General features: G+C 69.6%; 17 protein-coding genes and 3 CRISPR repeat arrays (1 of these 20 only partly in view). Of the genes, 3 read left to right on the top strand and 14 right to left on the bottom strand.

The window, feature by feature from the left end; genetic code table 11:
* Positions 1–6: 6 nt before the first annotated feature.
* From ABZ573_RS26000 to ABZ573_RS25985, 4 genes are all read right to left on the bottom strand, one after another.
* Complete coding sequence (locus ABZ573_RS26000; RefSeq protein ID WP_358121590.1) at positions 7–2046, bottom strand: hypothetical protein; 2040 nt, start codon at positions 2044–2046, stop codon at positions 7–9.
* Positions 2047–2049: 3 nt separating this feature from the next.
* The gene (locus ABZ573_RS25995; RefSeq protein ID WP_358121589.1) at positions 2050–2673 is read right to left on the bottom strand and encodes a hypothetical protein; all 624 of its coding nucleotides are present in this window, start codon (positions 2671–2673) and stop codon (positions 2050–2052) included.
* A gap of 79 nt (positions 2674–2752) precedes the next feature.
* Positions 2753–3121: a hypothetical protein gene (locus tag ABZ573_RS25990; RefSeq protein WP_358121587.1), complete on the bottom strand. Its 369-nt coding sequence runs from the start codon at positions 3119–3121 to the stop codon at positions 2753–2755.
* Positions 3122–3123: 2 nt separating this feature from the next.
* Positions 3124–4095 carry a hypothetical protein gene (locus ABZ573_RS25985; RefSeq protein WP_358121585.1) on the bottom strand — a complete coding sequence of 324 codons (972 nt, stop codon included), beginning with the start codon at positions 4093–4095 and terminating at the stop codon, positions 3124–3126.
* A 404-nt stretch (positions 4096–4499) separates the two neighbouring features.
* On the opposite strand from ABZ573_RS25985, the gene ABZ573_RS25980 reads away from it, so the two are divergent.
* Positions 4500–4937, top strand: coding sequence for a hypothetical protein (locus ABZ573_RS25980; RefSeq protein WP_151456373.1), 438 nt, complete (start codon positions 4500–4502; stop codon positions 4935–4937).
* Positions 4938–5153: 216 nt separating this feature from the next.
* Positions 5154–7252: a CRISPR direct-repeat array (repeat unit 28 nt; unit sequence CTGCTCCCCGCGCACGCGGGGGTGGTCC).
* A gap of 124 nt (positions 7253–7376) precedes the next feature.
* Positions 7377–8928: direct repeats of the CRISPR family, unit length 28 nt; unit sequence CTGCTCCCCGCGCACGCGGGGGTGGTCC.
* A 354-nt stretch (positions 8929–9282) separates the two neighbouring features.
* On the opposite strand, the gene cas2e is transcribed toward ABZ573_RS25980, so the two are convergent.
* Genes cas2e through ABZ573_RS25935 form a run of 9 tightly spaced genes read right to left on the bottom strand, consistent with a single transcriptional unit; the run spans position 9283 to position 20489 of the window.
* Positions 9283–9639, bottom strand: a complete 357-nt coding sequence (gene cas2e, locus ABZ573_RS25975; protein WP_151456374.1) for a type I-E CRISPR-associated endoribonuclease Cas2e — start codon at positions 9637–9639, stop codon at positions 9283–9285.
* Positions 9639–10589, bottom strand: a complete 951-nt coding sequence (gene cas1e / locus ABZ573_RS25970) for a type I-E CRISPR-associated endonuclease Cas1e (protein WP_358121582.1) — start codon at positions 10587–10589, stop codon at positions 9639–9641. The genes cas2e and cas1e overlap by 1 nt, the downstream gene beginning before the upstream one ends.
* A 14-nt stretch (positions 10590–10603) precedes the next feature.
* Entirely contained in the window at positions 10604–11269 is a 666-nt protein-coding gene (gene cas6e, locus ABZ573_RS25965; RefSeq protein ID WP_358121580.1) for a type I-E CRISPR-associated protein Cas6/Cse3/CasE, read from the bottom strand.
* Between the two features lie 2 nt (positions 11270–11271).
* Positions 11272–11973, bottom strand: coding sequence for a type I-E CRISPR-associated protein Cas5/CasD (gene cas5e, locus ABZ573_RS25960; RefSeq protein WP_358121578.1), 702 nt, complete (start codon positions 11971–11973; stop codon positions 11272–11274).
* Positions 11970–13094: a type I-E CRISPR-associated protein Cas7/Cse4/CasC gene (gene cas7e / locus ABZ573_RS25955; RefSeq protein WP_358121576.1), complete on the bottom strand. Its 1125-nt coding sequence runs from the start codon at positions 13092–13094 to the stop codon at positions 11970–11972. The genes cas5e and cas7e overlap by 4 nt, the downstream gene beginning before the upstream one ends.
* On the bottom strand, positions 13091–13765 hold the full coding sequence (casB, locus tag ABZ573_RS25950; protein ID WP_358121574.1) for a type I-E CRISPR-associated protein Cse2/CasB: 675 nt from the start codon (positions 13763–13765) through the stop codon (positions 13091–13093). Before casB ends, cas7e begins: the two co-directional genes overlap by 4 nt.
* On the bottom strand, positions 13762–15423 hold the full coding sequence (gene casA, locus ABZ573_RS25945; protein ID WP_358121572.1) for a type I-E CRISPR-associated protein Cse1/CasA: 1662 nt from the start codon (positions 15421–15423) through the stop codon (positions 13762–13764). The genes casB and casA overlap by 4 nt, the downstream gene beginning before the upstream one ends.
* Before the next feature lie 36 nt (positions 15424–15459).
* On the bottom strand, positions 15460–18303 hold the full coding sequence (gene cas3 / locus ABZ573_RS25940) for a CRISPR-associated helicase Cas3' (RefSeq protein ID WP_358121570.1): 2844 nt from the start codon (positions 18301–18303) through the stop codon (positions 15460–15462).
* Positions 18300–20489: a UvrD-helicase domain-containing protein gene (locus ABZ573_RS25935; RefSeq protein WP_358121568.1), complete on the bottom strand. Its 2190-nt coding sequence runs from the start codon at positions 20487–20489 to the stop codon at positions 18300–18302. The genes cas3 and ABZ573_RS25935 overlap by 4 nt, the downstream gene beginning before the upstream one ends.
* A gap of 352 nt (positions 20490–20841) precedes the next feature.
* Here ABZ573_RS25935 and ABZ573_RS25930 point away from each other — a divergent pair, with 352 nt between their 5' ends.
* Positions 20842–22074: a serine/threonine-protein kinase gene (locus ABZ573_RS25930; protein ID WP_358121566.1), complete on the top strand. Its 1233-nt coding sequence runs from the start codon at positions 20842–20844 to the stop codon at positions 22072–22074.
* On the opposite strand, the gene ABZ573_RS25925 is transcribed toward ABZ573_RS25930, so the two are convergent.
* Positions 22013–22627, bottom strand: coding sequence for a hypothetical protein (locus ABZ573_RS25925; protein WP_358121564.1), 615 nt, complete (start codon positions 22625–22627; stop codon positions 22013–22015). The genes ABZ573_RS25930 and ABZ573_RS25925 overlap by 62 nt on opposite strands.
* A 398-nt stretch (positions 22628–23025) precedes the next feature.
* On the opposite strand from ABZ573_RS25925, the gene ABZ573_RS25920 reads away from it, so the two are divergent.
* The gene (locus tag ABZ573_RS25920) at positions 23026–25122 is read left to right on the top strand and encodes an N-6 DNA methylase (protein WP_358121562.1); all 2097 of its coding nucleotides are present in this window, start codon (positions 23026–23028) and stop codon (positions 25120–25122) included.
* A 573-nt stretch (positions 25123–25695) separates the two neighbouring features.
* A CRISPR array of direct repeats spans positions 25696–26580; the repeat unit is 20 nt; unit sequence CGCGCACGCGGGGGTGATCC; it runs 850 nt beyond the window's last position.

Genomic DNA, 26580 nt, shown 5'->3' with positions numbered 1-26580 from the left:
AGTGATCTAGGCCGGCACGATCGGAATCTCGGCGGCACCACCAGCGGCAGCGCCCTGCCCGCCACTCCGGCCCGCCGCAGCGCCACCGCCGTCCTCGCGCGGCGGCGGGTCACTGCCGGGACTCGTCAGGCCCGCACTCGCACCCGCCGGAGCCGGAGCTCCGTCGCCGGCCCTGGGGCTACCATCGCTGGACAGCTGTGCGTTGCCATCGGTTGCACCGCCGCCGGTGCCGGGGCCGCCATCGCTCGGCAGCAACCCACTGCCATCGGCTAAGCCGGGACCTGCCGATGCCTCGTTGCGGGCCGCCTGCGGTGTCACCGGCAGCGCGCCCTGCTCGCCGACGCCATCACCCGGCATGGTCAGTTGCCCACGCGCCACGTCACCCTGGGCGGTCCGGGAGTCCCGCTCCACCCCCGCTGCCTCGTCAGCGTTCTCACCCCCGGCGGCCTGCTCATCACCGGTGGTGGCGGGCTGGCCGAACTGGTCACTGTCGCCCCGGCCGTGCAGGGCCTCCACCTCATCCGGCAGCCCCGCCACTGCACCGGCAGGTCCGGCCGGGGATGCCGGGCTAGTGGGGATGGCGTCGGCGTTGCCCTGCATCAGCGACGCCGCATCCACCTCACCCCCGTCGTCCGACGGGTCGGTCAGGCGCCGTGATGCGGCGTCGAGCCCGACCGCCCCGGCCGCCGAGGCCAGGAACCCTCGGGCGTCGACGTCGGCGAGGTAGCCGTCCCACATGCTCGTCAACCGCAGCAGGATCCACGGCGCGAGGACCATCAACACGATGATGAACAGCCCCCGCAGCACGTTGACCACGTTGTCGCTCTCGTAGGTGGTGCGGGTGCCGTAGATCCACAGCGCCGCGATGAAGAACTTCGACGCGGCCAGGGCGTTGCAGGTCCAGAACCACTTCCGGCCCCACGCGCGGGTCTCGGCCATGACCTGACCGGTCATCGCCATCGCCCCGAACAACGCCGCCCCTGCGGCCAGCAACGAGCGGAACAACAGCATCACGAACACCAGCACCAGGCCGACCACGCCGACCACGGCAACGACGAAGGCCAGCAGAACCGTGCCCGTGTCCGCGGTCAGCGCGTTCAACGCGTCGACCCACATGCTCGGCTGCCAGTCCCGCTGCTGGTTGCGGGCGATCAGCGCCAGCGTCGCCTCGTCCCAGGCCGCCATCAGCAGGTACGCGATGCCACCGGCGAACGCGATACCGAACATTGCCCGCACCAGCCCACCCAGGCTCGACAGCGGTCCTGGCCCGCTCATCCGCAGCCCGTTGATCGCCGTGGAGATCACGAACACGATCAGCACCATGACGATCAGCACGCCGGAGATGTCGTTGTAGACGCCGTAGAACGGTTCGTCTGGCACGGCGGAGGACTGTGTGAACACGAGCTCGGCGAGCTTGCCCAACGCCCACGCGAACCCGGCCACCGCGATGTCGGCCAGGCCCTCGAACCCCGTGCGCGCCGCTTCCTTCACCTGGGCGCCCACCTTGCAGGACACGTCCAACGGCCCGCACTCCGACGCCGCCTTCAGCGACGACGACGCTATCAACACTGACCGCAGCGCACGGCAACGCTCGGCCTTCGCTGTCCACCGCGACGCGTTCGACACGTCCTGTGCGGCTTCTGCGTCCAGCCGCTCGCAGCGCACCGGCTGCTCACCGGCGGCCGGCAGACGCTCGTCGAGCACCGACGCCGTGCCGTCCGGTGGCGGGGACTGCACCGTCACCGCCACCGCGTCGCAGTGTTCCTGCTCGACAGTGCTGGCCGCCGCGCTGCACACAGTCGTCCAGCCGTCGCCCTGCTGCCATCGCGCCCACGGCAGACACCAGGCCACCTGCGGCTGCCTCAGCGGCTCGGCACCCGTGCCCGGTTGGACGTCAGCCGGAGGGGCCGGGCACGCCGAGACCGGCGATGACGGCAACGGCGTGGGCGTTGGTGCCGCTGCGGCGGACGCGGGGGCAACCGCCGCGACCGTCATCGAGGACACCACCGCGAGCAGCAGCCGCAGGGCTGCGGGCAGGACAGCCATGGGTCACACCGTCCCCGGCGCCCACGACCGCACCCCGAGCACGTCAGCCAAGGGCTGCATGTCTCTTGGTCCACCGTCGCGGCGGGTGCCACGCTGATCCGGCGGCGGCACCGGCACCGCACGCTGCGCACCCACCAGACGCCACCGGCCCTGCGACCACCGCGCCGTCGCGGGCTGCACGTACCAGCCGCCCGCCAACCCGACGCCCAGGCCGCCAGCATTCGCGGTGGTGCCGCTCAGGGCGCAAACGAGCATCCGCACCGCCACATCGCGGCCCTCGGGTACAACCACGTCGAGGTCCTCATCGGCCACCCACACCTGCACCACCACCGTCTGCGCAATCGCTTCCCCTTCCGACGGTGGCCCGACAAGAGGCTGCACCGCCGGCGCAGCGCCTTCGGCGGCAATCAGTTCCAGCAGCGCCTGCCGACTGGTCACGTCCCGCGTGCCGGCCGCCGCCAGGACCTGCGTGTAGGCCGCCGCCGCATCCGCTGCGCCGCGAGGCGTGCCCGGGAAACCCACCGGCACGCCGGCCTGCATCCGCTCGGCATACCGAGGGGTCACCTGCCGTTGGGCAACACTCGCTCGGCCGGCGGCAAAGACCGCCAGACCGAAGGCCATCATCACGACCAGGACCGCAGCGAGGACTTCCGGCCGGCGGCCGGTGCTCGGCTTAAACTCCGCTCGAATCATCGTCCGGCCCCGGTCAGATTTCGCTAAGCAGGAACGCGATGATCGACGTGGCCGACCCCACCACGATCGCCACCAGACCGGCCTTCCACATCATCGACTTGCCACGATCACTGATGATGTGCGCGCCGAAGATCGGACCGATTCCAAACGCGATAGCCCCCGCCGCCAACCCCGCCACCGCCGAAATCACCCCAAGGAACAGGGCGGCGTTCGCGAGCTTGTAGAACAGATCCGAGCGCGGCACCGCCGCCGGATCCGGACTGATCCGGCCAAAATCGAAGCCACCACCCGACGGCTGCGGCGTCGGCGTTGGTGTCGGTGCCAAAAACGCCACCACGCCAGGGGCACGCACCGTCAGGACAGCCGCAAGCTGATACAACACGATCACTTCTCCCCGTTCGAGGCCGACCTTGGGCCGTTGGCAGCCGCAGGGTCAGCCGGACATCTATCGATCACTGCCGCGGCGACCTCGGTCAACGCCGACCGTGTGGCCTTCGCCAACACCCGCGGATCCAATGGATCCGGACGCACCAGTGCCGGGTCATAGGGCACCCGCACCAGCACCGCCGCGGACTGCCGCGCCAGCTGCTCTACCGCCCGCACCTCACGAGCCACTGATGGCGACGTGGCCATGACAACCACCACGGCCCGGTCAGGCACCTGCGTCAGCCCCGCCGTACGCATGTGCGCCAACAGCCGCAAGGTGTGCTGCACCGAATCCACCGTCGCCCGCGACACCAACACCGGCACGGTCGCCCAACTCAACGCCCGCCACGTCGACGCGCTGTGCGCCGTCGGCAAATCCAGCAACGCCAACCGGAACACCGCCCGCAGATGAGCGACCACACTGAACAACTCCGGCCACGTCGGCGGACGCCGCTTCGACGACAGCCTGCTTTCCCCCACCAGCACCCGCAGCCCCGTCGGCCCGACCTGCGCCAGCCGATCCGCCACGCCGCCATCCGCCAGCTCCGCGCCGGCAGCCACCGCATCCCACACCGTCGACGAGGTGCGGCGGGCCACCCGATGCTCCAGACCGCCCCACGCCCGCAATGTCGCGTCAACCGCCACCACCGGATCCGGCACCGCAAGCGCCAGCAACCCACCCAGCGACGCCGTCAACGCCGACCGCCCCACCCCGCCATCCGCTGACGACACGCAGGCCAACGGGCACCCCTCGCTCAGCAGCGCCGCCCGCCACCACAGCGACTCCACCCGCCTGCCTGCACCGAACTCGCGAGGGATCCCCCGCGTCACCGCCGCATCCACGCGGCGACGCCACTGCGACTTCAACGCCTCCACCCGGGCAGCGATCTCCTCGGGAGTAGGAGCCGGCGGAAAGGCTTTCTGCCTCACCGCCGGCTCCCCCAGCCCACCGCCCGCACTCGAAGGCACGTCGGCGGTGGGCTCTTCGGGCCGTCCGTCTGATGGCTCTTGCACGTCCGCCTCCCCGAAGGCTTGCCGTACAGCACTAGCCGCTGCCTACACCGGCGCGGCTGGTCCCCCGTTGCTGTCACGACCTGGACGCTGACCAAACGAAGCAGGCCCACGAAGACCAGCGCGCCTTGCAACGCCGATCTCCCACGAATCGAGAAGCCACCCCCCGGCAGCTAACTCAATCCGCTACGCTCCTCCCAAGCACACTTCCTACTAGATGAAGTGCACTTCACTGGCGATGCAGAGAGCTAAGCACGGACTACGCAGCGGCGTCAACTACAGTTCCGGGTTACGGCTACGAGTGGCTGCAGTTGGGAGGCTCCATGAAGGACACGCCAGCCGACCAGACCGAGGCCGCAACCTCTGACCTCATCCAAGGCAGACTCCGCGCCCTCTTCGCCGCCAGCCCTCCAGGCCGACCGCCATACACAGAACACGAAGTCGCGGTCGCGCTGACCAAAGCCGGCCACAAGATCACCGCAAACGGCATCCGACACCTACTCAAAGCCGAACGCATCAACCCCAAAGCCTCGACACTCCGTGGCCTCGCAGAGTTCTTCAACGTGCCAGTCGGCTACCTCCTAGGCGACAGCAGGCAACCCGAAGACCCCAACCCCCAGATCCGCCTAATGACACGATCAATCACGAAGCTCTCACCCGCCGCACAAGACGGCCTTCAAATGATCATTGACAACCTTCTTCGAGTCGAAGAGGGCGCACGGCGCACTGACAGCAAGAGGCACCCACAGCGATCCGATTGAGCCCCCGCAAGCACCACCTATAGCGCCACTGTTCGCCCTCCTGTCGTGGGCCTCGCAAGCCGCCGACCGAACGATCGCCGCTCACCCGGCAGCGCTCGCCACACACCAGCGCTACGATGAAGCAGCACCTCGTCCACTCTTTTTCGGATGAGGATCTTGCAGAACCTAGTGATGCAAAATCGACTTGTTGATCTTTAGCGCCGCAGGTCAGCAAGTCTGCTCCCCGCGCACGCGGGGGTGGTCCCCGTCTGACCAGCGGTTACGCACGCGAGGGGGGCTGCTCCCCGCGCACGCGGGGGTGGTCCCGACATCTTCGGCCCCTCCAGCCAGGGACCGCCCTGCTCCCCGCGCACGCGGGGGTGGTCCCTGCGCCTCCACCGCAGCGATCTCGGCCCGAACCTGCTCCCCGCGCACGCGGGGGTGGTCCCCGGGCGACGTCGCCCGTCATCAACGCACCGACCTGCTCCCCGCGCACGCGGGGGTGGTCCCGTGCCGCACCACCGAATTGATGATCGGCGAGTCTGCTCCCCGCGCACGCGGGGGTGGTCCGAAGACGACCGGTGCGCGTACCCGGGCGACCACCTGCTCCCCGCGCACGCGGGGGTGGTCCCGGGGACCGGTTGCGGCCGTTGCTACGCGGCATCTGCTCCCCGCGCACGCGGGGGTGGTCCTCTCATTTCCGGCGTCTCTCTCACCGACGCTACCTGCTCCCCGCGCACGCGGGGGTGGTCCTTGCAGCGGCCCGTGGGTGGACTCCCACCACAGCTGCTCCCCGCGCACGCGGGGGTGGTCCCTTTGCCCCCACCGCAGGTCACGAAGCCGGAGACTGCTCCCCGCGCACGCGGGGGTGGTCCGCTGAACCGGTCGTCGGTCACCGTGGATTCCCACTGCTCCCCGCGCACGCGGGGGTGGTCCGCCGGTCGCGTCGCCACCGTTCGCGGTGGACGACTGCTCCCCGCGCACGCGGGGGTGGTCCCCACACGCCACGCAGGAAGCCGTACGCGGGGATCTGCTCCCCGCGCACGCGGGGGTGGTCCGCCCAAGGGCTACGGTGCGAACTGGTTCTTCAACTGCTCCCCGCGCACGCGGGGGTGGTCCGAAGGTAAAGAGTGTCGCCGGTAGGAAGGCGTCCTGCTCCCCGCGCACGCGGGGGTGGTCCGTCGACGGCCGCCGGAGCGGAGTCGACCGTGGACTGCTCCCCGCGCACGCGGGGGTGGTCCCTTCCCTTGGGATCTTCTATTCGCTGCCGTTGTCTGCTCCCCGCGCACGCGGGGGTGGTCCCACCACTCTGACCGCCCGCGACATCCACACCGCCTGCTCCCCGCGCACGCGGGGGTGGTCCTGCGCGACCCGACCACCCCGGAGGCCAGGGTGACTGCTCCCCGCGCACGCGGGGGTGGTCCCAACCGCACCAAGGCGAGCGGCGCCCACGGGTCCTGCTCCCCGCGCACGCGGGGGTGGTCCTTCCTCCGACTCGGCGGCCCGCTTCTCGACGTACTGCTCCCCGCGCACGCGGGGGTGGTCCGTGCCCGTCGACACGCAGCCCGGCGCCCGTCATCTGCTCCCCGCGCACGCGGGGGTGGTCCCATGGGCGCTCGACTGTTCTTTGACGTAGAGGGCTGCTCCCCGCGCACGCGGGGGTGGTCCCTCACCATGCCGGCCGACGAGGTGTAGACCAGCCTGCTCCCCGCGCACGTGGGGGTGGTCCCTGGCCGGTCAGGACCGGGCTGTTGCCGTCCTCCTGCTCCCCGCGCACGCGGGGGTGGTCCCTCCGTCATCGGGTCATCGGCGTCCGGCACCGCCTGCTCCCCGCGCACGCGGGGGTGGTCCGTCGACCGCCCGGTCGGAGCCCTCGTGGCCGGCCTGCTCCCCGCACACGCGGGGGTGGTCCGCCGCGCTGGTATGCCGGTCGCAGCCTGGACGGCTGCTCCCCGCGCACGCGGGGGTGGTCCCGAAGAGCGATTCGCGCCCCTCGACGACCGGGTCTGCTCCCCGCGCACGCGGGGGTGGTCCCCTGCTGGAGACCGCCCCGGCGAAGGCGACGACCTGCTCCCCGCGCACGCGGGGGTGGTCCCGCCTACCGCGAGCGCAAGGGCTGGCCGCTGCTCTGCTCCCCGCGCACGCGGGGGTGGTCCGTGCCGCTCACGGGCACGGCGGGCGTCGGCGCACTGCTCCCCGCGCACGCGGGGGTGGTCCGCCGGGGCGGGTGGTGGCCACCGCGCGCAGCTGCTGCTCCCCGCGCACGCGGGGGTGGTCCCTACGACACGGTCAAGACCGGGTCGCAGCGGGTCTGCTCCCGCACGCGGGGGTGGTCCCAAATTCCCGGTCAGGTGCAGGTGTCGTCGGCGCGTGAAAATCGGACCCTGCTGGGGCCCTGGAACCCACGCGCCGATCCGGGGTCCGATTTCACGCGTCGCCGACAGCAGGGTGCGCGCCATCCTGCTCCCCGCGCACGCGGGGGTGGTCCGTCGGTGCCCACCACCGACACGACCGCGCCGAACTGCTCCCCGCGCACGCGGGGGTGGTCCGTACTCCCCCGGGGCGTGCGCATGGCCGGACACTGCTCCCCGCGCACGCGGGGGTGGTCCCTTGCGCCACGCCGAGATGGCCGCCTTGCCGGACTGCTCCCCGCGCACGCGGGGGTGGTCCCTGCACCGCCGGCTTCCCGATCAACATGAACTCCTGCTCCCCGCGCACGCGGGGGTGGTCCCATGGGCAAGAACGTAGTACGCGCGTACGGTTTCTGCTCCCCGCGCACGCGGGGTGGTCCGCGCATGGGTGAGGCGTTCGCGGGTATCAAGAGCTGCTCCCCGCGCACGCGGGGGTGGTCCCGGCTTGCCGTCTGCGATGGTCCGGGCCGGCTCCTGCTCCCCGCGCACGCGGGGGTGGTCCCGATCGGCGTCTCCTGCTCGGGCGCCTCGACGGCTGCTCCCCGCGCACGCGGGGGTGGTCCCAAGGTCGGCCTGCTCAGCGTGTCGGGCACCAACTGCTCCCCGCGCACGCGGGGGTAGTCCTGAGCCGGTGGAGTTCTCTCGCCCGGTGGGTCGCTGCTCCCCGCGCACGCGGGGGTGGTCCTCGGTGTGGGCGCTGCTGGTCATCGGTGGCACGCTGCTCCCCGCGCACGCGGGGGTGGTCCCTGCGCCGCGGAGTACGCCACCGGCGCGGTGACCTGCTCCCCGCGCACGTGGGGGTGGTCCTGCCCTGGGTCGGCCGTGGAAACTGGCGACGCCCTGCTCCCCGCGCACGCGGGGGTGGTCCCTGGAAGTGGTTTCTCATCGGGGCGGCGGCCGGCCTGCTCCCCGCGCACGCGGGGGTGGTCCGGGAGCCCTGCCGTCGGGTAGCCGACTGGCAGGCTGCTCCCCGCCCACGCGGGGGTGGTCCGGAGAACTGGCACCTGCGGCAGGAAGCGGCCAACTACCCCCCGCGCACGCGGGGGTGGTCCCCGTCACATACCCGCCGGGAACTGGGCAGTCGGCTGCTCCCCGCGCACGCGGGGGTGGTCCCGGCTCCGCAGTCGCGGTAGCAAGCGCCCACGTCTGCTCCCCGCGCACGCGGGGGTGGTCCGCAGCCACGATCAACGCCCTCGCGGACGCCCTCCTGCTCCCCGCGCACGCGGGGGTGGTCCCGATCCGGCAACGCACGTGGGGCTCTATCTTGGCTGCTCCCCGCGCACTCGGGGGTGGTCCCATCAGCGCGCAGATCGGCGAATGCTGGATCGCCTGCTCCCCGCGCACGCGGGGGTGGTCCTCTGGCGGCGTTCCGCCGGCCGGGCGGTGACTTCTGCTCCCCGCGCACGCGGGGGTGGTCCATGCCACGGGCCTGGCGGAATGCAGGGCATCTGCTGCTCCCCGCGAACGCGGGGATGGTCCTCCCAAGGAGTGGCCCCGTGCCACGCGAGAGGACTGCTCCCCGCGAACGCGGGGGTGGTCCTGCACGCACGCGCCATCGGCGCCATGTCGGCGCCTGCTCCCCGCGCAGGCGGGAGTGGCCCCTCCACCCGGACATTCTTCGGCCCTGGTCCCGCGCACCGGTGGGGGTACATCGCAGACGTCGGCGCCGGTATCATGCTGCGCCCTGAGCGCGGGTGGCTCAGCGGCTGATAGGCCCCGTAGGTGAGGTTCTGCTCCTGCGGACGCAGGTCTGATCGCGGATCGCGCCGTACCCGCGTTCGCGTGACGGTCCCGCTCCCCCCCCGCACACGTGACGTCGAAGGTTCTCGATTTGTCGCACCTATCGCTGCACGCCAGGCACACAGGGGTCTCCCCAAACCGAACTCGCCCAATCGACTACGTGTCGCATTCTTACCGTCGAATGGGCATCGATCGCCTTGCCTGTTGGCGTCCCTCTACGCTGGTCGCCCACGGCGCCCGAACCGGCGGCGCTTGGCCGCCTTGCTCCAGCCTCCAGCGACCGCAGGGTTGACCATCGGGTCAGCGGGACGCCGCATCAGGGTCACTCCATCCGCATCTACCGGAATCCAGTGATGGTCGTGGGCCAGGAACGACAGCCGCTGTTCTCCGCGAACCTGGAAGACCATCAACGCTCGGCCCGCACCGGCCATGTCGATAACGCGAGCCCACAGTCTGTCGCGTACGCGGGTGCTTACATGCCCGACGTACACGCCGGCGGAGATCTCAAACAACCACTGCGTCAGATGCCCCCGCAGTCCGGGCGGGCAGGCGGTGAGGATGATGACGGTCATCAGAAGTCGACCTCGCCAATGTCGGCGTAATTTCGACCTGCTGTCAGTTCGATGCCGGTGTCATCCCAGAGGCGTAGGGAATCTTCGTCCTCGATCTCACCTCCGGGCTGGGGTTGGAGCAGCAACATGCGGATGTCACGTACACACCGCGCGAGGATGGCCCCGTCGTGCACACGGTCACGTACCGCGCGTCGGGTGTCGGTGCCGATGTCGGTCGAGCCGCTTGCCACCACGTCGAAGGCAACGGGGATCGTTATCTCAGCCTTGTACAGGTCAGCGATGTCGTACACGAAGGCGCGTTCGTGTCCGGTGTGCACGAAGCCGAGACCAGGCGCGGCCCCAAGCGCGACGATGACCGTGTGCACGATGCCGTACAGGCAGGCGTGGGCGGCCGACAGCGCTTGGTTGATGGGGTCGCCGCCGGCAAAGTCGGTCCGGTCGTAGTCGCGGTGGCGCCAGGCGACACCAGTCCGTTCGGCATGCTCACGGTATGTCCGGCGGACTCGTGCGCCTTCTTTGCCGCGCAGTTGCTGCATCGTGAGGTTGGCGGTGGTCTCGCCGGGGAAGCGCATCGCGTACATGGTGCGGGCGACGGCGAGCCGGCGGTCTCGATGGCTGACCGCGGCGGCCTGCGCGACGAGCAGGCGGCTGGAAGCGGCGAGTGATCGTCCGTGCGCGTAGTAGCGCACGCCCCGCTCGCCGACCCAGACGGCGGTGGCTCCGTGGTCGGCGAGCAGGGCGATGGCCTGGTGGGTGATGCTGGTGCCGGGTCCGAGCAGCAGCACACCCACCGAGGCGGCCGGAATGTGTACAACGCCTTGATCATCGGTTGCGGTGATCGCGTTGCTGTCCCGGTGGATCACGCTGCGTTCGAGGTAGAGGAAGCTGATCCGGTCCTCGGCTCGGGTGAGGTCGCCGAGCTCGGCTGGCGGCACGCCTGGGATCTTCATCCGTCAGCCCGGATTCAGCCTGCGGGAGCGAGAGTGAGCAGGCCGCAGCCGTACGCCTTCGCATGTCCGATCCCGCTGGTCAACGCTCGACGGAAGGCGTCTGCATCGGTGACGTGGAGGATGCCGTCGTAGGTCACCGTCGTGAGGGTGACAGCGCCCATGCCTCGTCTGAAGGTCTGCGTCTGGCGACGGTGCAGCCGCAGGTTAGGGCGACCGTCCTGCTGGGTCGCCAGGGCGAAGCCGTTCCGGACGGCTCGGCTGGCCAACCATCCGACCTGTTCCTCTTCGCGAAGGTAGCCGAAGCGTTGTGTCTCCTTGGCGTCGGTGGTCTTACGCCCGTTGTGTGTGGGGTTGGCGGTGAGCCGAAACGCCCAATCCTGGCCGGGACGAAGCGAGCCGAGCAGCCCGCCGTAGTCGCGGGTTACCCAGGTCTCCGTGGTGGGCCAGCCGGCCTGCTCGACCAGATGGGTGAGATCGGGCCGGCCGGGGCTGACGATGTAGAGGTGGACAGTGGCGGTGGCTGGGGTGTCGAGCCGCCACAACGTACGGGTGCCGTCCCGTTCGTGGTCCTCCGCGACGGCGAAGGCGGCGCGGACCGCCGCGTGCATGGCATGCGGTGAAGAGAGCAGCTTCCGTGCACCTCGGCGAGCGGGGTTGATCTGAAATCGGGTGAGGAACATGCTCAGCCTCCCAGCAGGCTCAGCGGGTCGTGCTCGGCGACGCCGGCCCGTTCCGCGAGGTCGTTGGTGACGTCGACGTGCCGGCGCAGCACCGACCGCCAGGTGTGCTGCCGATGCGCGGGATCGAAGCTGACCGGCTCGTCGGGCAGGGTCTCCGTGACCGGCTCGCCGGGCCGGGCGTCTCGGATGATCTCCAACCGGACCGTGCGGGCCGCTTTGCGGCGGTGCCACTCGGCGGCGAGCCACGGCCACGACGTCAGGGCGTCATCGACAGTGCCTTCGTGTACGCCGAGGCTGATCGGGAGGGCCGGCGGGCACGAGCGGCGACCGAGATAGAGCGGAAACCGGGGCCGGTTGAGTGCCTCCATCAGACCGTGCAGAAGCTCCTGCTCACCGCTGACGGCGGCGAGAAAAGCGGCGTCGGAGAGGTAGAAGCGGTAGGTGAGTGGCGCGCTGTCGCGTCCGTCGAGAGAACGGGCGGTCTGGAAGTCCCGCAGGATCTGCCCGGGCTGGTCCAGCCGTACCCCGAACTCCAAGCCCAGCAACTCGGTAAGCGGCTCAGTACGTCGGACGCCCTTGGCTGCGGCGAGCAGGCCGATCACTCCGCTCTTGGTCGGCGCGACCTCGGTGCCCCGGCGAGCAAACCGGCTGGACGACCCCCACGACTGGAGCGGGCCCGCCAGCCTCAACAACAACACACTCATGCTGGCTGTCCGAGCGCCACAGCGACCTGCTCTCCCACTCCGGTGACCAACTCGCTGAAGCTGACCGCCTTGCCGAGGTCGGCCAGCACCGCAGTCTTGTCACCGACCTGGGTGACCCAGCTACCGACCGGCCGCTCGCCGAACGCGTTCTCGACGGCCACGGTGTGCTTCGCCAGGGCGGCTGCGGCCAGTTCGATCCGCCCGGCCGCGTGCGTCTCCCGGACGGGCGTCTCGAACGCCCCCACCAGGTTGATCGCTTGCGTGTCACGCAGCCGCACCAGCACCGCGTCGGGCAACGTACGGTGGGCGAACGTGTTCTGCTTGCCAGTCGGCATGCTACGCGCGAACGCCGTCAGGAATGCCTCGACCGCAGCTCGGGTCGCGCTCGCGTCGCCGAGGGTGCGGTGCAGCGCGTCCACGTCGACGGTCGCGTACCGGTACAGGGTGGACGAGTTGAACTCGATGGTGCCGATCATGCCCGCGCCGGTCTCGGCGGCGTCGGCCTTGCGGTCGTCGACGGCGGTGAAGTAGTCGAACTCGTTGTCGACGGCGTGGACGCTGATGGCGTGCGCCACCTGGCATGCGGCGTCGACGTTGATGTCTGTCATGTCGGCCACCATCCGGCCGAACATCGCGATGTCGACTGAGTGTTCGGTGTTGGCCAGTGCCTTGAACCGGTTCTTGTCGAGATTGGTGCCAGCTCGGGAGGCTTCCAGTGCTGCGGCGGCGAGGTTGTCCACCTGCCGGTGGCTCAGGAACATCAGGTAACCGGACTCGACGTCCTTCGCCTCGCTCTTCTTCTTTTCCGCCTTGGCGAGGCCGGCAGCCACGAAGACCTCGGCGGCCAGCGTGGATGCGGCCTCGTCGGACAGGCTGGGGTCGAGGGCCTTGATCCGCGCCGCGAGGGACTCGCCCACGCGCTTGGTCCGTTCGCCGAGCTGGGAGCGGTCGAGCAGGCCTGCGAACGCTAGCCGGATTGCGCGCTTCCATGCCTGGCTGGACACCCGCGCGCGCCGCACACCGCCGTAGACGGCGGTCTTGGGTGAGCCGGTGTCGTCTCGGTTGAGGTTGCTCGGTGGCACCGTCTGCAGCGCGTAGACGTCAATGATGGTGCGGCTCATGACAGGTTCTCCTCGTGGGCGTCGGTGGCGGGGGTCTCAACGTCAGTGCTGGGCCGGCTGCGGAAGAACTCCCGGCCCCAGATGGCCTGGACCTGGGGCCGACCCGTGGGTAGGCGCAGGGTCTGCAGGTCGTCGGCGAGCAGGCCGTAGTCGAGTGGGATCTGCGGTTCACGCAGCATCGTGATCAGGCTGCGCAGGTGGTAGATGCCCTCGTGGTAGGTGCTGGCAGTGCCGAGCGCGGCGAACCGGCGCCGTACACCGTCTGGCCCAGCCGAGGCGCGGACGAGCTCAGCCAGGGCCTGGCCAAGCCCTCGTCCATCCACGTGCATCCGTTCCCGGCGCGACTGCTGATGCAGCGCGTACAGGGTCACCGCGTCGTGCATGGCGTACTCGGCGTCGGTGGCAACGGCATCGTCTGCCGGCCGGTAACCCAGCAGGTCTTCCGGGACCTGCAGGTAGCGCTCGAGCGTGTAGTCGAAGCCTGGTGCCCGGCCGATGCCGCGCCGCAGCCGGGCGAGTGCGCTGACCGCCTCCGGCTGGGGCGCCTCACGCAACAGCCGCACCTGCAGGGCACCGACCGTCCGTGCGACATGTTCGCCGAGGCCTCTGCGACGGCGTGCCCACGGTCTGCGTGCCGGGGCGTCCCGCCGGCTGGTCTCTGCCACTGTCATGCTGCCTCCTCCTGCCTCTGGTGCTCGAGTTCAGCCGCCATCGGCAGCGCCTTAACCAGGCCAAGGCGGAACCACGCCTCCGCCTGTGAGCTCGAGAAATGCACATCCCTCCCGGCGCGATCGACGCCAGGCCGGCCGGCCCAGGCCGCCGGGCCGGCAGCGGCGACCATTTCACTGCCCAGCCGTTTCACGGCCCGCCGCACCAAGCGCTGCCACGAGGCTCGCTCGGCCACCGGATCGCTGTCCGGTCCGAGCCGTGCCAGCCAGTCCCGGAACGCGCGATCCAACAGGGCGTATCCGCGTTCAGCCGCGCGTTCGGCATCGCCGCTGTCAATGTCCCGGCTACCCGCGGCGCGTACCAGGTTGTCGGCGAGCCGGCGTAGCACCCTCACCGCGGACTCGGCGTCGCCGGCAGCGTCGACGGCAGCCGCGCGCAGCGCGGAGTCCTCGACCAGCAGCAGCACGTTCATGGTCAGCGCGTCGCTGAACACCTCGTCGACGACCGCCTGCTGGGTGCCGTAGGTGACGCTGGTGGCGCGCGTTCGTGCCTGGAAGTCCGACCCGACAACCCCGGTGACGGTCAGCCGGGCCAGCCACTGCACCACCATCGGCGACAGCCGCTGTGGCGCCTCGGCGCCGGGAAGCGGCGGCGTCGGCAGCAGGGTCTGAAGCCCTCGCCACAGTGCCCGACTGTGGTCGTGCGGCCGGGGCAGGTAGATCGGGGTCCGCTTCTGCTCACGCTCGCGTGGCCCGCTGCGTCCCCAGACGCTCATCGGCTCCAGCAGGTGTCGATCCTGCCACTCCAACCGATCACCGTTGGAGATCATGGCGCCGGTAACGCCACCAGCATCGCCGAACAGCCGGATCCGTCGTGACTGCCAGGTGTAAAGACTCAGCAGCCCGTGCGGGCCGCGTGCCGAGTCTGCCTCCTCGACGGCCGTCTGCGGCTCGCGCTCCCACACCGGCAGGTCTCGCTCGTCGGATACCTGCCAGCCGGGCGCGATCGGCACCAGATTGAGCAGCAGCGTCTCCAACAGGGTCGCGCCCTCGATGTGCACGCCCCCCAACGCCCCGAGCGACGCCACCCCGATGGGATAGCCCCGCCCACCTTTGACCCGCAGGTCTCCGACCGCCCCCGTCTTGATCCCGGAGGGGTCGTACGCCTGACAGTGCACCACCCAGCGGGCCGCCTCGGCCAGCGAGATCGACTCCATGCCCGGTCCGGCGCGCGTCGTCAGGAACGGCATACCGTTCGGCACGTCGGCGATGAGGCGCTCAAGTCCGTACGTGTTGTTCTTGGCCGCCCGCAGATCGGCCACCTGGTAAAACGGGCGCTCCGGATGCAGCAGGTCGAAGCGGTCGCGAAAGACGCCGAGGTATTCGGCAACGTCGGCGACCGGCAGCCGCCGGTCCCGCCACAGCGCCCGCCAAGCGGCCTCGCCCGGTGGGCCGCCCGTCGTCCTGTGCAGAATCGCCAACGCGAGCCGCAGAATCGCGAACGTCTGCGTGGGCAGCTCACAGGCAATCATGCGTACGTCGCCGGCCTGTTCGAACAGGCCGAGCAGCGACACGTCCCGTCGCTGTCCCTCGGCGTCCAGTACCGGAATCCACGCCTTATCCACCAGCGAAAATCCGGCTGGGTGCGGTAGGCCGCTCACTGGCAGCACCTCCTTTGCGTCTGCGATCGAGGGAACTCAGGTGTTGGCACGGGTAACGCGCAGCCCTTCCTCCGGGTGGTAGTGCAGGTCGAAGCCGGCCACCGTGGCGGTCCCGTCGGTGTCGACGTCGAGCACTAGCTCGCCGGCCAACCAGTGACTGTCCTGCCAGGCGCTGAGGTCGGTACGCCGTTCCAGCTCGGCGATCACCTCATCGATCACGTCCGTGGCAGTCATCGCGCGCGGCAGTGGCAGCGTGCAGCGCGCGATCCACCGAGGCAGTGGCCAACGCGGGAGGCTGCTGGTCGGCACCGACACTCCCCCACCATCGATCCACGACGGCAGGACCAAGCCGCCCGGTGTCCGTACCAGCAGCAGGACCTCGAGGGAGTCCGCGTCGGTGTCGCGGACGTGTCCCAGCGCCGCGCGGTCGTCGGCGTTGCCGACGCCGCCCGAGAGCCAGCCGATCAGTGGCGTCCCGGCCTCGGCGACGCCGGCCAGGCGGAAACCGTCAGCTTTCAGCTCCTTGGTGGTGATCTCGTCCCGCTGTTTGGCCTCTGCTTCGGCCATCGCGGGTTGCCACGACGGTGGGCCGAGCTCCACGTCGCCGTAGGCGGCCTGGGTGATCGGCGCGATGTCGCAGGGAAGTCGCAGTGGTGCGCCGTCCAGGTGCGGCAGCAGCACCGCTGCGCTGCGCAGCAGCGTGGCCGCCTGGTAGACGCGGCGTGAACCAGCTACCGGCTGCGGTGGCTCTGTTGTCCAGTCGGCGCCGCTGATCCAGCAGGTCGGGGTAACGAGCCTGGCGGGACGGTCGCCGCGCGCATGACGGTGTAGCCGACCGATGCGTTGCAGCACCAGGTCGACCGGGGCCAGGTCGGTAACGAGCAGGTCGAAGTCGATGTCGAGGGACTGCTCGGCGACCTGGCTGGCGACCACCACGTGCCGAGGCGGCCGGTTACCGCTGCCGGGCGGGCCGAACGTGTCGCGTAGCCAGCGGTCCTTCGCGGCGCGATCGACGGCCATGAACCGGGAGTGCGCCACCAACACGGGGATGTCCGGCCCGAGGGCCGCCCGCAGTGCGGCTGCCGTCTCCTGGACCCGCGCCACGGTGTTGCGGACCACCAGCGCACAGCCCTCGTCAGCCAGCTGGTCGCGCAGCAGCTCCACCAGCGCGGGCAAATCGTCGGCCAGGCGCCGCAGCTTCACTTCGACGCCTCGACCGGAGTCGGCGCAGCTGGTCGCGGTGGCGCCGCGATCGGCGGTCGAGACGGTGACCAGGGGGTATCTCAGGTCGGTACGCAGCGGTGCGTACGGGTCGACCCGCAGCTTGCCGCGGTCACGCCAGGTGAGCGCAGGCACTGGTCCGAGCCGGCCGATGTCGTACGCCGCCATCAGTTCGGCCCGCCGGCGTGCCGGCAGCGTCGCGGAGAGCACAATGACTGGGACGCCATACGCGCCGAGCCACTCCAACGCCCGGTCGAGAAAGCGACTCATGTAGACGTCGTAGGCATGCGCCTCGTCGATGACGACGATCTTGCCGGCGAGGCCGAGGTGACGCAGCACCAGATGTTTGCCTCGTAGCGCCGCGAACAGTAACTGGTCGATGGTCCCCACAACGAAGCTGGACAGCAGTGTTCGCTTGGGTCCGGCGAGCCAGACGTGCACGCCGATGTCGGTGCCGCCGTCGTCTTCGGCGATGCCGCTCGGCAGCGAGGTCGTCCGCAGCCGGTCGTAGTCGGCATTGAGTGCGGCCTTGCCGTGTGCCAGCCGTACGTCGCGGTCGCCTCGGCCGACCTGAGCGTCGGGCAGCCGGCGCAGCCAGGACAGCATCCGGTTGAACATGGCGTCGCTGGTGGCGCGGGTGGGCAACGCGAGGTAGCAGCCGGATGCCCCAGTACGGCGGGCCAGAATCTCCACCGCTGCCAGCGCGGCCTCGGTCTTGCCTTCGCCCATTGCCGCCTCGACGATCATCATCCCGGGCGCTGGCATGGTCGCGGCCAGCCCGGCAACGGTGCGCTGCACCGGTCGCGGCACCGCGGCGGCGGGTAGCTCGAAGCGCGCCCCGAAAAGCTCGTCCACGCTCACCGGCGGCGCGGCAGGCCGCCACGGGACCGGCAGGTCCAGCAGCTCCCAGCCGGCCGTAAGTCGGTCCGCGTCCGTGCTGTCCAGGATGTACGGGAAGAATTCCTCGTTGCTCGCGATCCAGTCGGCGACGATGACGAGGCCGGTGAGGGCGGCCTGCACGGGCTGCGACAGCGGTGCGTCGCTCCACTCGATGAGCCGCTCGCCTGCGCCCGACCGCTCTGCCATCCAGTTCAGCAGTTCGTGCTGCACCTGCCGCCAGTCCGGGTCACCAAGCAGGTGTGGACGCACCTGTACGTCGCGAAGCCCTTCGTCGGTCGGTGGAACACCGTGGTGGCCCCCGACGATGACCGCGTACGAGTGAGGGTCGGTCCAGTGCTGCTGCTGTAACCAGTCCGCCAGCACGAGGTGCCCGGCGGTGGCGTGGGGGGCGTACTTGCGGTCGGCGCGGATCAGGTCTCGGTGGTAGCCGAGCCCGTGGTCGCGCATCCGCTCCGCCAGCGCGTACGCCTGGCAGGCGAAGGCGGGCGTGGCTTTGCCGATGTCGTGCACCCCAGCGGTCCAGACGGCCAAGGTGCGGGCGTCCGCGTCGCCACCGGGCAGTTCGTCAGCGATGCGTTGGCGGACTGCCGGGCTCAGCCAGTGCTCCCAGAGCCGTCCGGCCACGTCGGCGGTGTCGGCAAGGTGCCGCCACAGCGGCAGCCAACCGACCGGTGAGGTGCCTTTACGGTCTGTCTTGCCCCAGACGGAGCGTGCCGCGTCGCCCAGTTTCGGGCCGCCAGCACTGGCGCGGGCGTTCATCGACGCACCGGCAGGAGCGGGCTGGGCGTGCCACTGTGCGACAGGTAGAGCACGTCGCGGGCGCGGGTCAGGGCGACGAACAGAAGGCAGCGCTCACGCTGCAGGTCCTGCCTGTGGGCGTGCGGGTCCTCTGCCGCCGAGGTGAGCGCATGTGGCGCCGGCAAGACCCCTGCGTCCAGCCCGACCACTGCGAGACATTGGAACTCCAGGCCCTTCATGCGGTGCATGGTGGCCACGCGCACCCCGTCGGTGCCTCTCTTGTCGTCGGCCACGGGAATGTGGGCCTCGGTCAAGATCCTCGTGATGGTGTTAACGAGCTGTCCGGTGCGGGCGGCCACGCCGACCGCGTGCGGTTCCACACCCTGTTCCAGCCAGGTCCCCACCCGTTCGATCAGCGCCTCGTGCTCTGCGTCGCGGCTGTCTTGAGCGACAAGTTCGGGGACGCCACCGCGGGTGATCGAACGGTAGCCCCGCAGTGTGTCGTCCTGGTCGTCGAGGCCGATGGCGGCGTCGCCGTTGAGGACCTTCACCGACAGGTCGAGGATCTCGTGGGTGGTCCGGTAGTTCACGGTGAGCCTGCGGGTGCGGCCACGCACCTGAATGCCCAGCTGAGCAAGCGACACATGGTTGTCGTAGATGCGCTGGTACGGATCGGCGAGCAGGAACATGTCGTTCGGTCCGGGTGCGACGAGCGCGCGCAGCAGCCGCCACTGCGCCGGATGTAGGTCCTGGCCTTCGTCGACGATGACATGCCGGTAAGGGGCGGGTGAGTGGCGCGCGATCGTTGCCGCGTCATCGGCGAGCTGGGTGTGGGTACGTAAGCGCCGCTTCGTCAGCTCCCGCTCCGCTGCGCTGATCGCGGCCCACACCTGTTCGCGTTGTGCGGCGCGCAGGCCCTCGCCACGGCCCTTGCGGGGGGCATCGCGGTATGCCTCCAGGGAAGTCAACTGTTGGGCCAGCACCACCTGCTCCCACTCCCGTCTCAGGAAGGCGCTGCTGACCGTGGTGACTTGGCCGGCGCGGTTCAGATAGGTGGGACCGGCCTTCGCGGCGGCCTCCCACAAGCGGTCGAGGACCTCGCTTTCAGCGACCGCGACCTTCTTGCCACCCCGGGCGACGATCTCGTAGGCCAGCTTGTCGACACTGATCACATCGATGCGCGCCCGCACGGCCGGCTCGGTCGCCAGCCGGTGCAGCTGCCTGGCGAGGGAGTCGGCGAGGGCACGGGTGAACGTGGTCAGCAGGACTTTCTCGCCGTCCGGCAAGCGCTTGGCGAGGAACACCGCCCGGTGCAGGCCGGTAACCGTCTTTCCCGTTCCGGCGCTGCCGGTCACCAAGGCGGGACCGCTGTAGGTTTCGCGATAGGCGACGTCACGTTGCGTCGGGTGCAGGAAGGTGCGCCACACGTCGAACGGGTGGGCGAGGATGGCGGCGAGTTCCACCGGACCCGAGACGAAGGCGATCCGCTCGGGCGTACGCCGCGCCGCGGTCAAGAGGTCCTCGGTGTCCACGCCCGACACGACCCGGTCAGCTATCTCCGCCCAGACCTCCTGCACCGGCAGTCCGCTGGCCAACCCGCGTAGGACGTCGAGCTGCATCTCGGGCAGGCGCCCGTCGAGACTGTCCAACTGCTGGTCCGTGCCGATGATCCGCAGTAGCGGAATCAGGTCCTCGTCCACGCCGAGCCGTACGAACTCGGCAGTCGAGACGTGGTCGAACAGGCGGTCGCTCGGCGAGGCTGAGGGCTCCGTACGAGCAAACTCCTCGATGCCTGCCTGGTCGCGCATCTCCAACACGCCGAGTGCGTGGTTGACGGTGAACCGGCGACTGACCGCGAAGGCAATGGCGTCGTCGTGCGGTAGGACATCGAGCAGCGCGTACTTCTGCTGACCGAGGGAGAGCACGATCCCGCGGTAGAACTGGTCGATGCGGATGGTGCGGATGTTCGGGTCCCGTGCGCCGGTCAGCTTCTCCAGGTGCAGGCCCGCGTGGGTGTGTTCGGCGAACTTGCTGATGGCGGCGTCTACGGCGCGCTGCACCCGACGTTGCAGTTTGGCGTAGGCGGGAAGAAACTCCCGGCCGATGGCCAGCTCAGCCATACGATCCCCCGTCGTCACAGCGCCCGAGAGGACAGGGCGCACAGCCTGCACCGCCATCAGCCGGTCAGGGATGGCGGTGTTGGTCACGCAGTAGAAGGCGGCACAGTCAGACCCGAGCCGCGCCGGTCCACAGTGAAGCACTTGTGAACCGTGCTTGCAAGGAATTCCGCGTGATCTGTCTTCACCACGACAGTTCGCCATCGACGGGGGCATGCTCACGGCGGACAGGCTGGACGGCGCCTGCGCCTCATGGTGCTGCCGTCGCCTGCGACCAACACGGTCAGAGCAAGCATGTGGCGGATCGGCCGTCGGGATGTCTCGCCGGGAACCTGATGTGCGTGGTTGCCGGCGATGGACAGTTATGCTGAGTCCCGTGGTAGCGGGCACGGACCTCAAAGACCGGTACAGAGTAGGCCGGTTCCCGTTTCCGCATAAGGGCATGGGTGAGGTCTGGCCCGCTCAGGACACCCTGCTCGACCGTCCCGTCATCGTGAAGTTCGTCAGCGCCGCCGCGATGAACATCGAGTTGGCGCGCCGATTCCGCCGCGAAGCGTTGCTGACCGCCCGGCTGGATCATCCTGGCGTTCCCGCCGTCTACGACCTCGGCGAGCAGGACGGCCAACCCTACGTCGTCCTACAGAAGATCAACGGAGTCACTCTCGCAGACCTGGTCGCCGAACAGGGGCGGCTTCCGATCGGCTGGGTTGCCGCCATCGGGGCCCAGGTCAGCAGCATCCTGCTCGCCGCACAGCAGATCGGCCTGGTGCACCGAGACATCAAGCCGAGCAACGTCATGCTGGACAGAAACGGCGCCGTGAAGGTGCTCGACTTCGGTCTGGCCGTCATCCGCGACGACGAACGCTATTCGCGGATCACCCAGACCGAACAAAGCCTGGGCACGGTCGGCTACATGGCTCCCGAACAGATCTTCGGGGACGCCGTCGACCACCGCACCGACCTGTACGGCTTGGGCGCCACGCTGTTCGACCTGCTCACCGGCCACCCGCCGTTCGATGGTGTCACCACCACCACGACGCTGCGGCACCAGATGGACGACCCTCCACCGCGCCCCACTGACCTGCGGCCGGACGTCCCAGCCGTGCTCGACGATTTGATTCACACGATGCTGGCGATCCACCCGCACGACCGGCCGGACACTGCTGCCGAGGTCTACGCCGCGCTCGCTCCCTTCGCCCAGGATTTACCGCCGATCCCAGGCGTGGCCGATGACCTCACTGGGTCAGTGCCGGCATACGCCGCGATCGTCGGGCGAGTGCCACAGCAAGCTCGCCCGGTAGTGACGTCGACGATCGGCCCCCTCCAACTCGACGTTGAACAGGCCTCGAAGCAGGCGGAACAACTGCATGCCGCCGGCGAATTCCGAGCTGCCGCCCGGCAGTGGCGGCAGCTCGCCGATCATCACGCGCGGAGCCACGGCGATAGTCACCCTCTGGTATTCGACCTCCGCCTGCGCGCCGCCCGCGCCCACGTGCCGCTCGGCGAGCACGACCGTGCCCTGCGCCAGCTCAAAAGCCTGATGCACAGCCGCGCCCAGGTGGACGGACCGGAACACTTCGCGGTGGTGGAACTGCGTCAAGAGATCGAACGACTCAGCAAGGAACGGCCTTCGCCACGCGAGCGCGCACGACACGTACCGGACGTGGATCACTGAACAACCGAGGCAACAGCACCGCCTTCTGCGCAGGGAAGCGACCGCCCCGATAGTGGAAGATCTGGGCGCAGTTCTGGCCACGCGTCTCGGTTGCCAGAGCGCGACGCGCCAGCGGCGAGTACATGCTGCTGTGCTTCAACCAGGCCGCCTCCTCGCCGTGCCGATCGAACCCGCGGCCGCTGCCCGCGTGCCCGAACACGTCATGGACCGCACGGAACATGTCGTTCTCGCCGTCACTGAGATACGGGTGCGGGTTACCGCTGGCCGCGCTGGCCCATACCTTCAGCTGACGGTGCCGCACATCGTCGACCATCGAGTCGACCTCCTCGTACGGGTCCTCGTCCACCACCCGCACCGTCACGCCCAGGCCACCGAACTCGACCCGGCCCACCATGAAGTGATACTGCCGCACGGTCTCCCGGCAGAACGCGGCGTAGGCGGCGTAGGCACGTTCCTCCCTGAACGGCGCGGCCATGTAGGCGTCAGCGATGGCAGCACCGACGACGGGGTCAAGGCGCACTCGCGCATACGCCTGGACCGGCGTGGCATCCATCGAGTCGGGCCGATACCGCCGCGCACCGCCACACACGTATGCGACCGGAGCAAAGGTTGGAGACTGGGCAGTTGACAGCGCAGTTGCGAGCAAGGGTGTTCATGGTCCTCCTTCGGTCGTCGATTGGTTGAGGGTCGGGTCAGCAGGCCACGGGGCTCGCCTGCGTGTCTTGCGTTCTTGGCTCCACACGGGGCGCCGCGTGCTGTTCACGACGCAGCACCTCCCCGAGCACCCGGATCTCAGACACCCGACGGTCCTGGTAGAACTTCGCGAACTTTCCGACGGTGGTGCTGCGCCCACGACGTGGCATGACTCCTCCAAGGACTCGGATCGACACTGCCGACGTTAGCGCCTGTGAACAGGCTACACAAGAGCCATTTCCGTGGTAGCGTTCACGCGTGACGAGAGAGTCGAGCACGGCCCCTAGCGAGGCCACCCTGACAGCCAGCGGCATCGCGCGGCTGGCCAATGTCGGCAGGGCCGCGGTAAGTAACTGGCGTCGCCGGTACGCAGACTTCCCCACCCCCGTAGGCGGCACCCCGACCAGCCCGTCATTCGATGCCCGGGCAGTAGAGCAATGGCTCCACCAGCACGGTCGGCTACACCAAGCCGGCACCGAGCAGTGGGCCTGGAGACACATCGAGAGCTACCAACCCGCAGCGCAAATCAGCGACGCACTCAACATCACCGGCGCATACCTACTCGTCCGCTCCGAACAGACCGAGCCCACTGGCGACAGCCTGCTCACCCCACGTCAGCTCGTCACCCACCTACGCACGCTCGACCCCGGCCTAGCCGAGATGGTCGGCGAGTTACTGCCCAATCAGTGGACCCCTCAACTCGCCACCCTGCTACGCACGGCCAACCAGCTCAGCTCGGAGCAGGACCCGGAGTCCGCCTTCGAATACCTGCACAGCCAGTACGTGGCCTCGGCCCACTCGCTCTCCGGGCTCGCCGGCACACCAGACAGCGTCGCCGACATAATGCTGACCGTCGCCGGCTCCGGAGCCCGCACCTTCGACTTCACCAGCGGCACCGGATCGATCCTGCGGATGGCCGCCGACCGGGCCCTACAGAGCGCGACCGTCACAAGGTGCTACGCGCAGGAGATCAAGCCGCAGTACGCCCTGATAACTCTGCTGCGACTCTGGTTCGTGCATCTGCGCGCCCAACGCGCTGGCCATCCGACGGAGCCTCCCATCGTGCACGTCGGCGACAGCCTGCTCGCCGACGCCATGCCCAACCTGCGAGCCGACGCCGTCGTGGCCAACTTCCCGTTCGGCATTCATGACTGGGGTCACGACCGCCTCGCCTACGATCCTCGCTGGACCTACGGCCTACCCCCGCGCACCGAACCCGAACTCGCCTGGGTACAGCACGCCCTGGCCCACCTCGCCCCCGGCGGCACCGCCGTCGTGCTCATGCCCCCCGCCGCCGCGTCGCGTCCAGCCGGCCGCCGCGTCCGCGCCGAACTGATCCGCCACGGAGCGCTCCGCGGGGTCATCGCTCTCCCCGCCGGCCTGATGCCACCGACCGGCATCGGACTGCATGTCTGGGTACTCACCCAGCCCGACCCGCAGCAGCCACACGCCGGCGACCTGCTCGTGGTCGACACCACTGCCGCATCGACGACCCGAAGCCTCTCCGACACAGTCGGAGAGGCTTGGCGTGCCTACCTATCCGATGACTACGCCCAAGTGCCCGGCGTCCACCGCGCGGTACCCGCCATCGAAGTGCTCGACGACCAGGTCGACCTGACCCCGCAACGCTACCTGCCGCAGGCCAGCAACCTCACCGCCGACCCAGCCCAGATCATCGCCAGGATCAGCGACTTCGACCAACTCCTCGACCACATACGACACGCTCTACCCGCAGTACGTCAGGCGCAGACCGCACCGCTACACGCCGCTCCCCAGGCCGACATTGCCGACCTGATCCGGTCCGGCAGCATCTCCGTGCAACGCGCAACTTCGCGTACCCGATCAACCAGCGCAACCACCACCGCCACGATCCTGACCGCCACTGATGTCCTGTCCGGCGGCCCCGCAACCGGCTCGACAGCCCGCGCCGCAAACGACCCCCCAGGACCGCAGGTACGCACCAACGACATCCTCATCCCCATCATCGGCCACAAGATAAGCGCCAGGGTCGCCACTCCTGCACAAGTCGGAGCCGAACTAGGACCCGGCGTTCAGCTGCTACGCGTCGACACGACCTGTTTCGATCCGTGGTTCGTCGCCGGCGTCATCTCCCACACAGACAACCTGCGTATCGCCGGTCGAGCCTCCAGCACCGCCAACAGCGCCCTACGCATCGACATCAAGCGACTCGCCATCCCCGTGCTGCCGTTGGACCAGCAGCAGGCGTACGGACAGGCCTTCTGCCGACTCGTAGAGTTCAGCACCGCCCTTGACCAGGCAGCGATGACCGGAGCCGCGTTAGCCCGCGAGATCAGCGACGGCCTCACCGCAGGCGCCCTCGACCTCACATCCTGATCGGCTATGCCAGGGGAGCCGTCTCCTCGGCACCCACAGGAGGAGACCGACGTACCTTTGATGCAGCGCGGCGCAGACCCCTGGCAAGCAGTTCCCCGCCGTGTTGGGTGACTGCTTTCCAGGGCATACGGATGGCCTCGAACGCGCGAATGCACGCGCCTTCGGCGGTGAACACGACCGCTCACTCGCCGCCTCAGCCGTTCGGTCCTGACCGCGCCCGCCTGATCGGCTCCGCTGTCGGCTCCGCCTGAAAGTTCAGCCGGCGTTGACATCCGCTCCCGAACGGTAAGCCAATGGGTGATCGAGAAGAGCTGTGTGACCACGACTGGTCACTCATACACTCCTTCCGAGCTGCTGCTCATCAGCCACAGCCGGATGTGCGCAGCGCCGTACGGCCTCGAAGCCTGCGGCTCCGACGTCCCCGAGGCCAACTCGCCCCAGCGCCTTGCCACACGCCCGGTACGCTGCACTTAGGGTCTCGTTGATTCAGCCTCCGCTTCTTAAGGGATCATCTTGCAAGCCAAAGTGAAGGAAAACCGCTTTGTTGATCTTTAGCGCCGCAGGTCAGCAAGTCTGCTCCCCGCGCACGCGGGGGTGATCCCTCCCCGGCCGCCGCGTCGCCGCTCGTGGACAGCTGCTCCCCGCGCACGCGGGGGTGATCCGCGTTGGGCAAGACCCCGGCGGCGGTCAAGTCGCTGCTCCCCGCGCACGCGGGGGTGATCCCTTCTTCTGCGTCTTGGTGTCTCCCATGTGGATCTGCTCCCCGCGCACGCGGGGGTGATCCCGGATCGGCGCGCGAGCGCCGGGGGGAGGTTTCCTGCTCCCCGCGCACGCGGGGGTGATCCCTCATCGCGCGTTGGCCGTCCGGCCGAACTCGACTGCTCCCCGCGCACGCGGGGGTGATCCCGGAGCACCCCCGATGGAGCAGCCCGACGAGCCTGCTCCCCGCGCACGCGGGGGTGATCCCTCCAGTCCGGCTCCGGGAACGAGAACAGCGGGCTGCTCCCCGCGCATGCGGGGGTGATCCCAGGAGCACGATGCCCGGCCTCGACACCCACTCCTGCTCCCCGCGCACGCGGGGGTGATCCGACGCACGCGGTGATGCGCCGCCTGCAGGTCGACTGCTCCCCGCGCACGCGGGGGTGATCCCCGTGGATCCGCCGTATCGGGTCCGCGTCCGCGCTGCTCCCCGCGCACGCGGGGGTGATCCCGACCGGGGGTGGATCCGGTACGTGGGGCCGGACTGCTCCCCGCGCACGCGGGGGTGATCCGCCACGCCCCCTGCGCGTCCAGGGTGACCGTGGCTGCTCCCCGCGCACGCGGGGGTGATCCGCCGGCCACCTCGATGCGGGGCCGGTCGGAGCTCTGCTCCCCGCGCACGCGGGGGTGATCCGTCGCCGCCGGAGGGCATCTGGGCGTCGGTCGTCTGCTCCCCGCGCACGCGGGGGTGATCCCGCC

This window comes from Micromonospora sp. NPDC007220 (assembly GCF_040634035.1).
Lineage (GTDB): Bacteria > Actinomycetota > Actinomycetes > Mycobacteriales > Micromonosporaceae > Micromonospora > Micromonospora reichwaldensis.
Note: the sequence above shows the minus strand (reverse complement) of the source record. Positions and strands in the feature narration are given on the sequence as shown.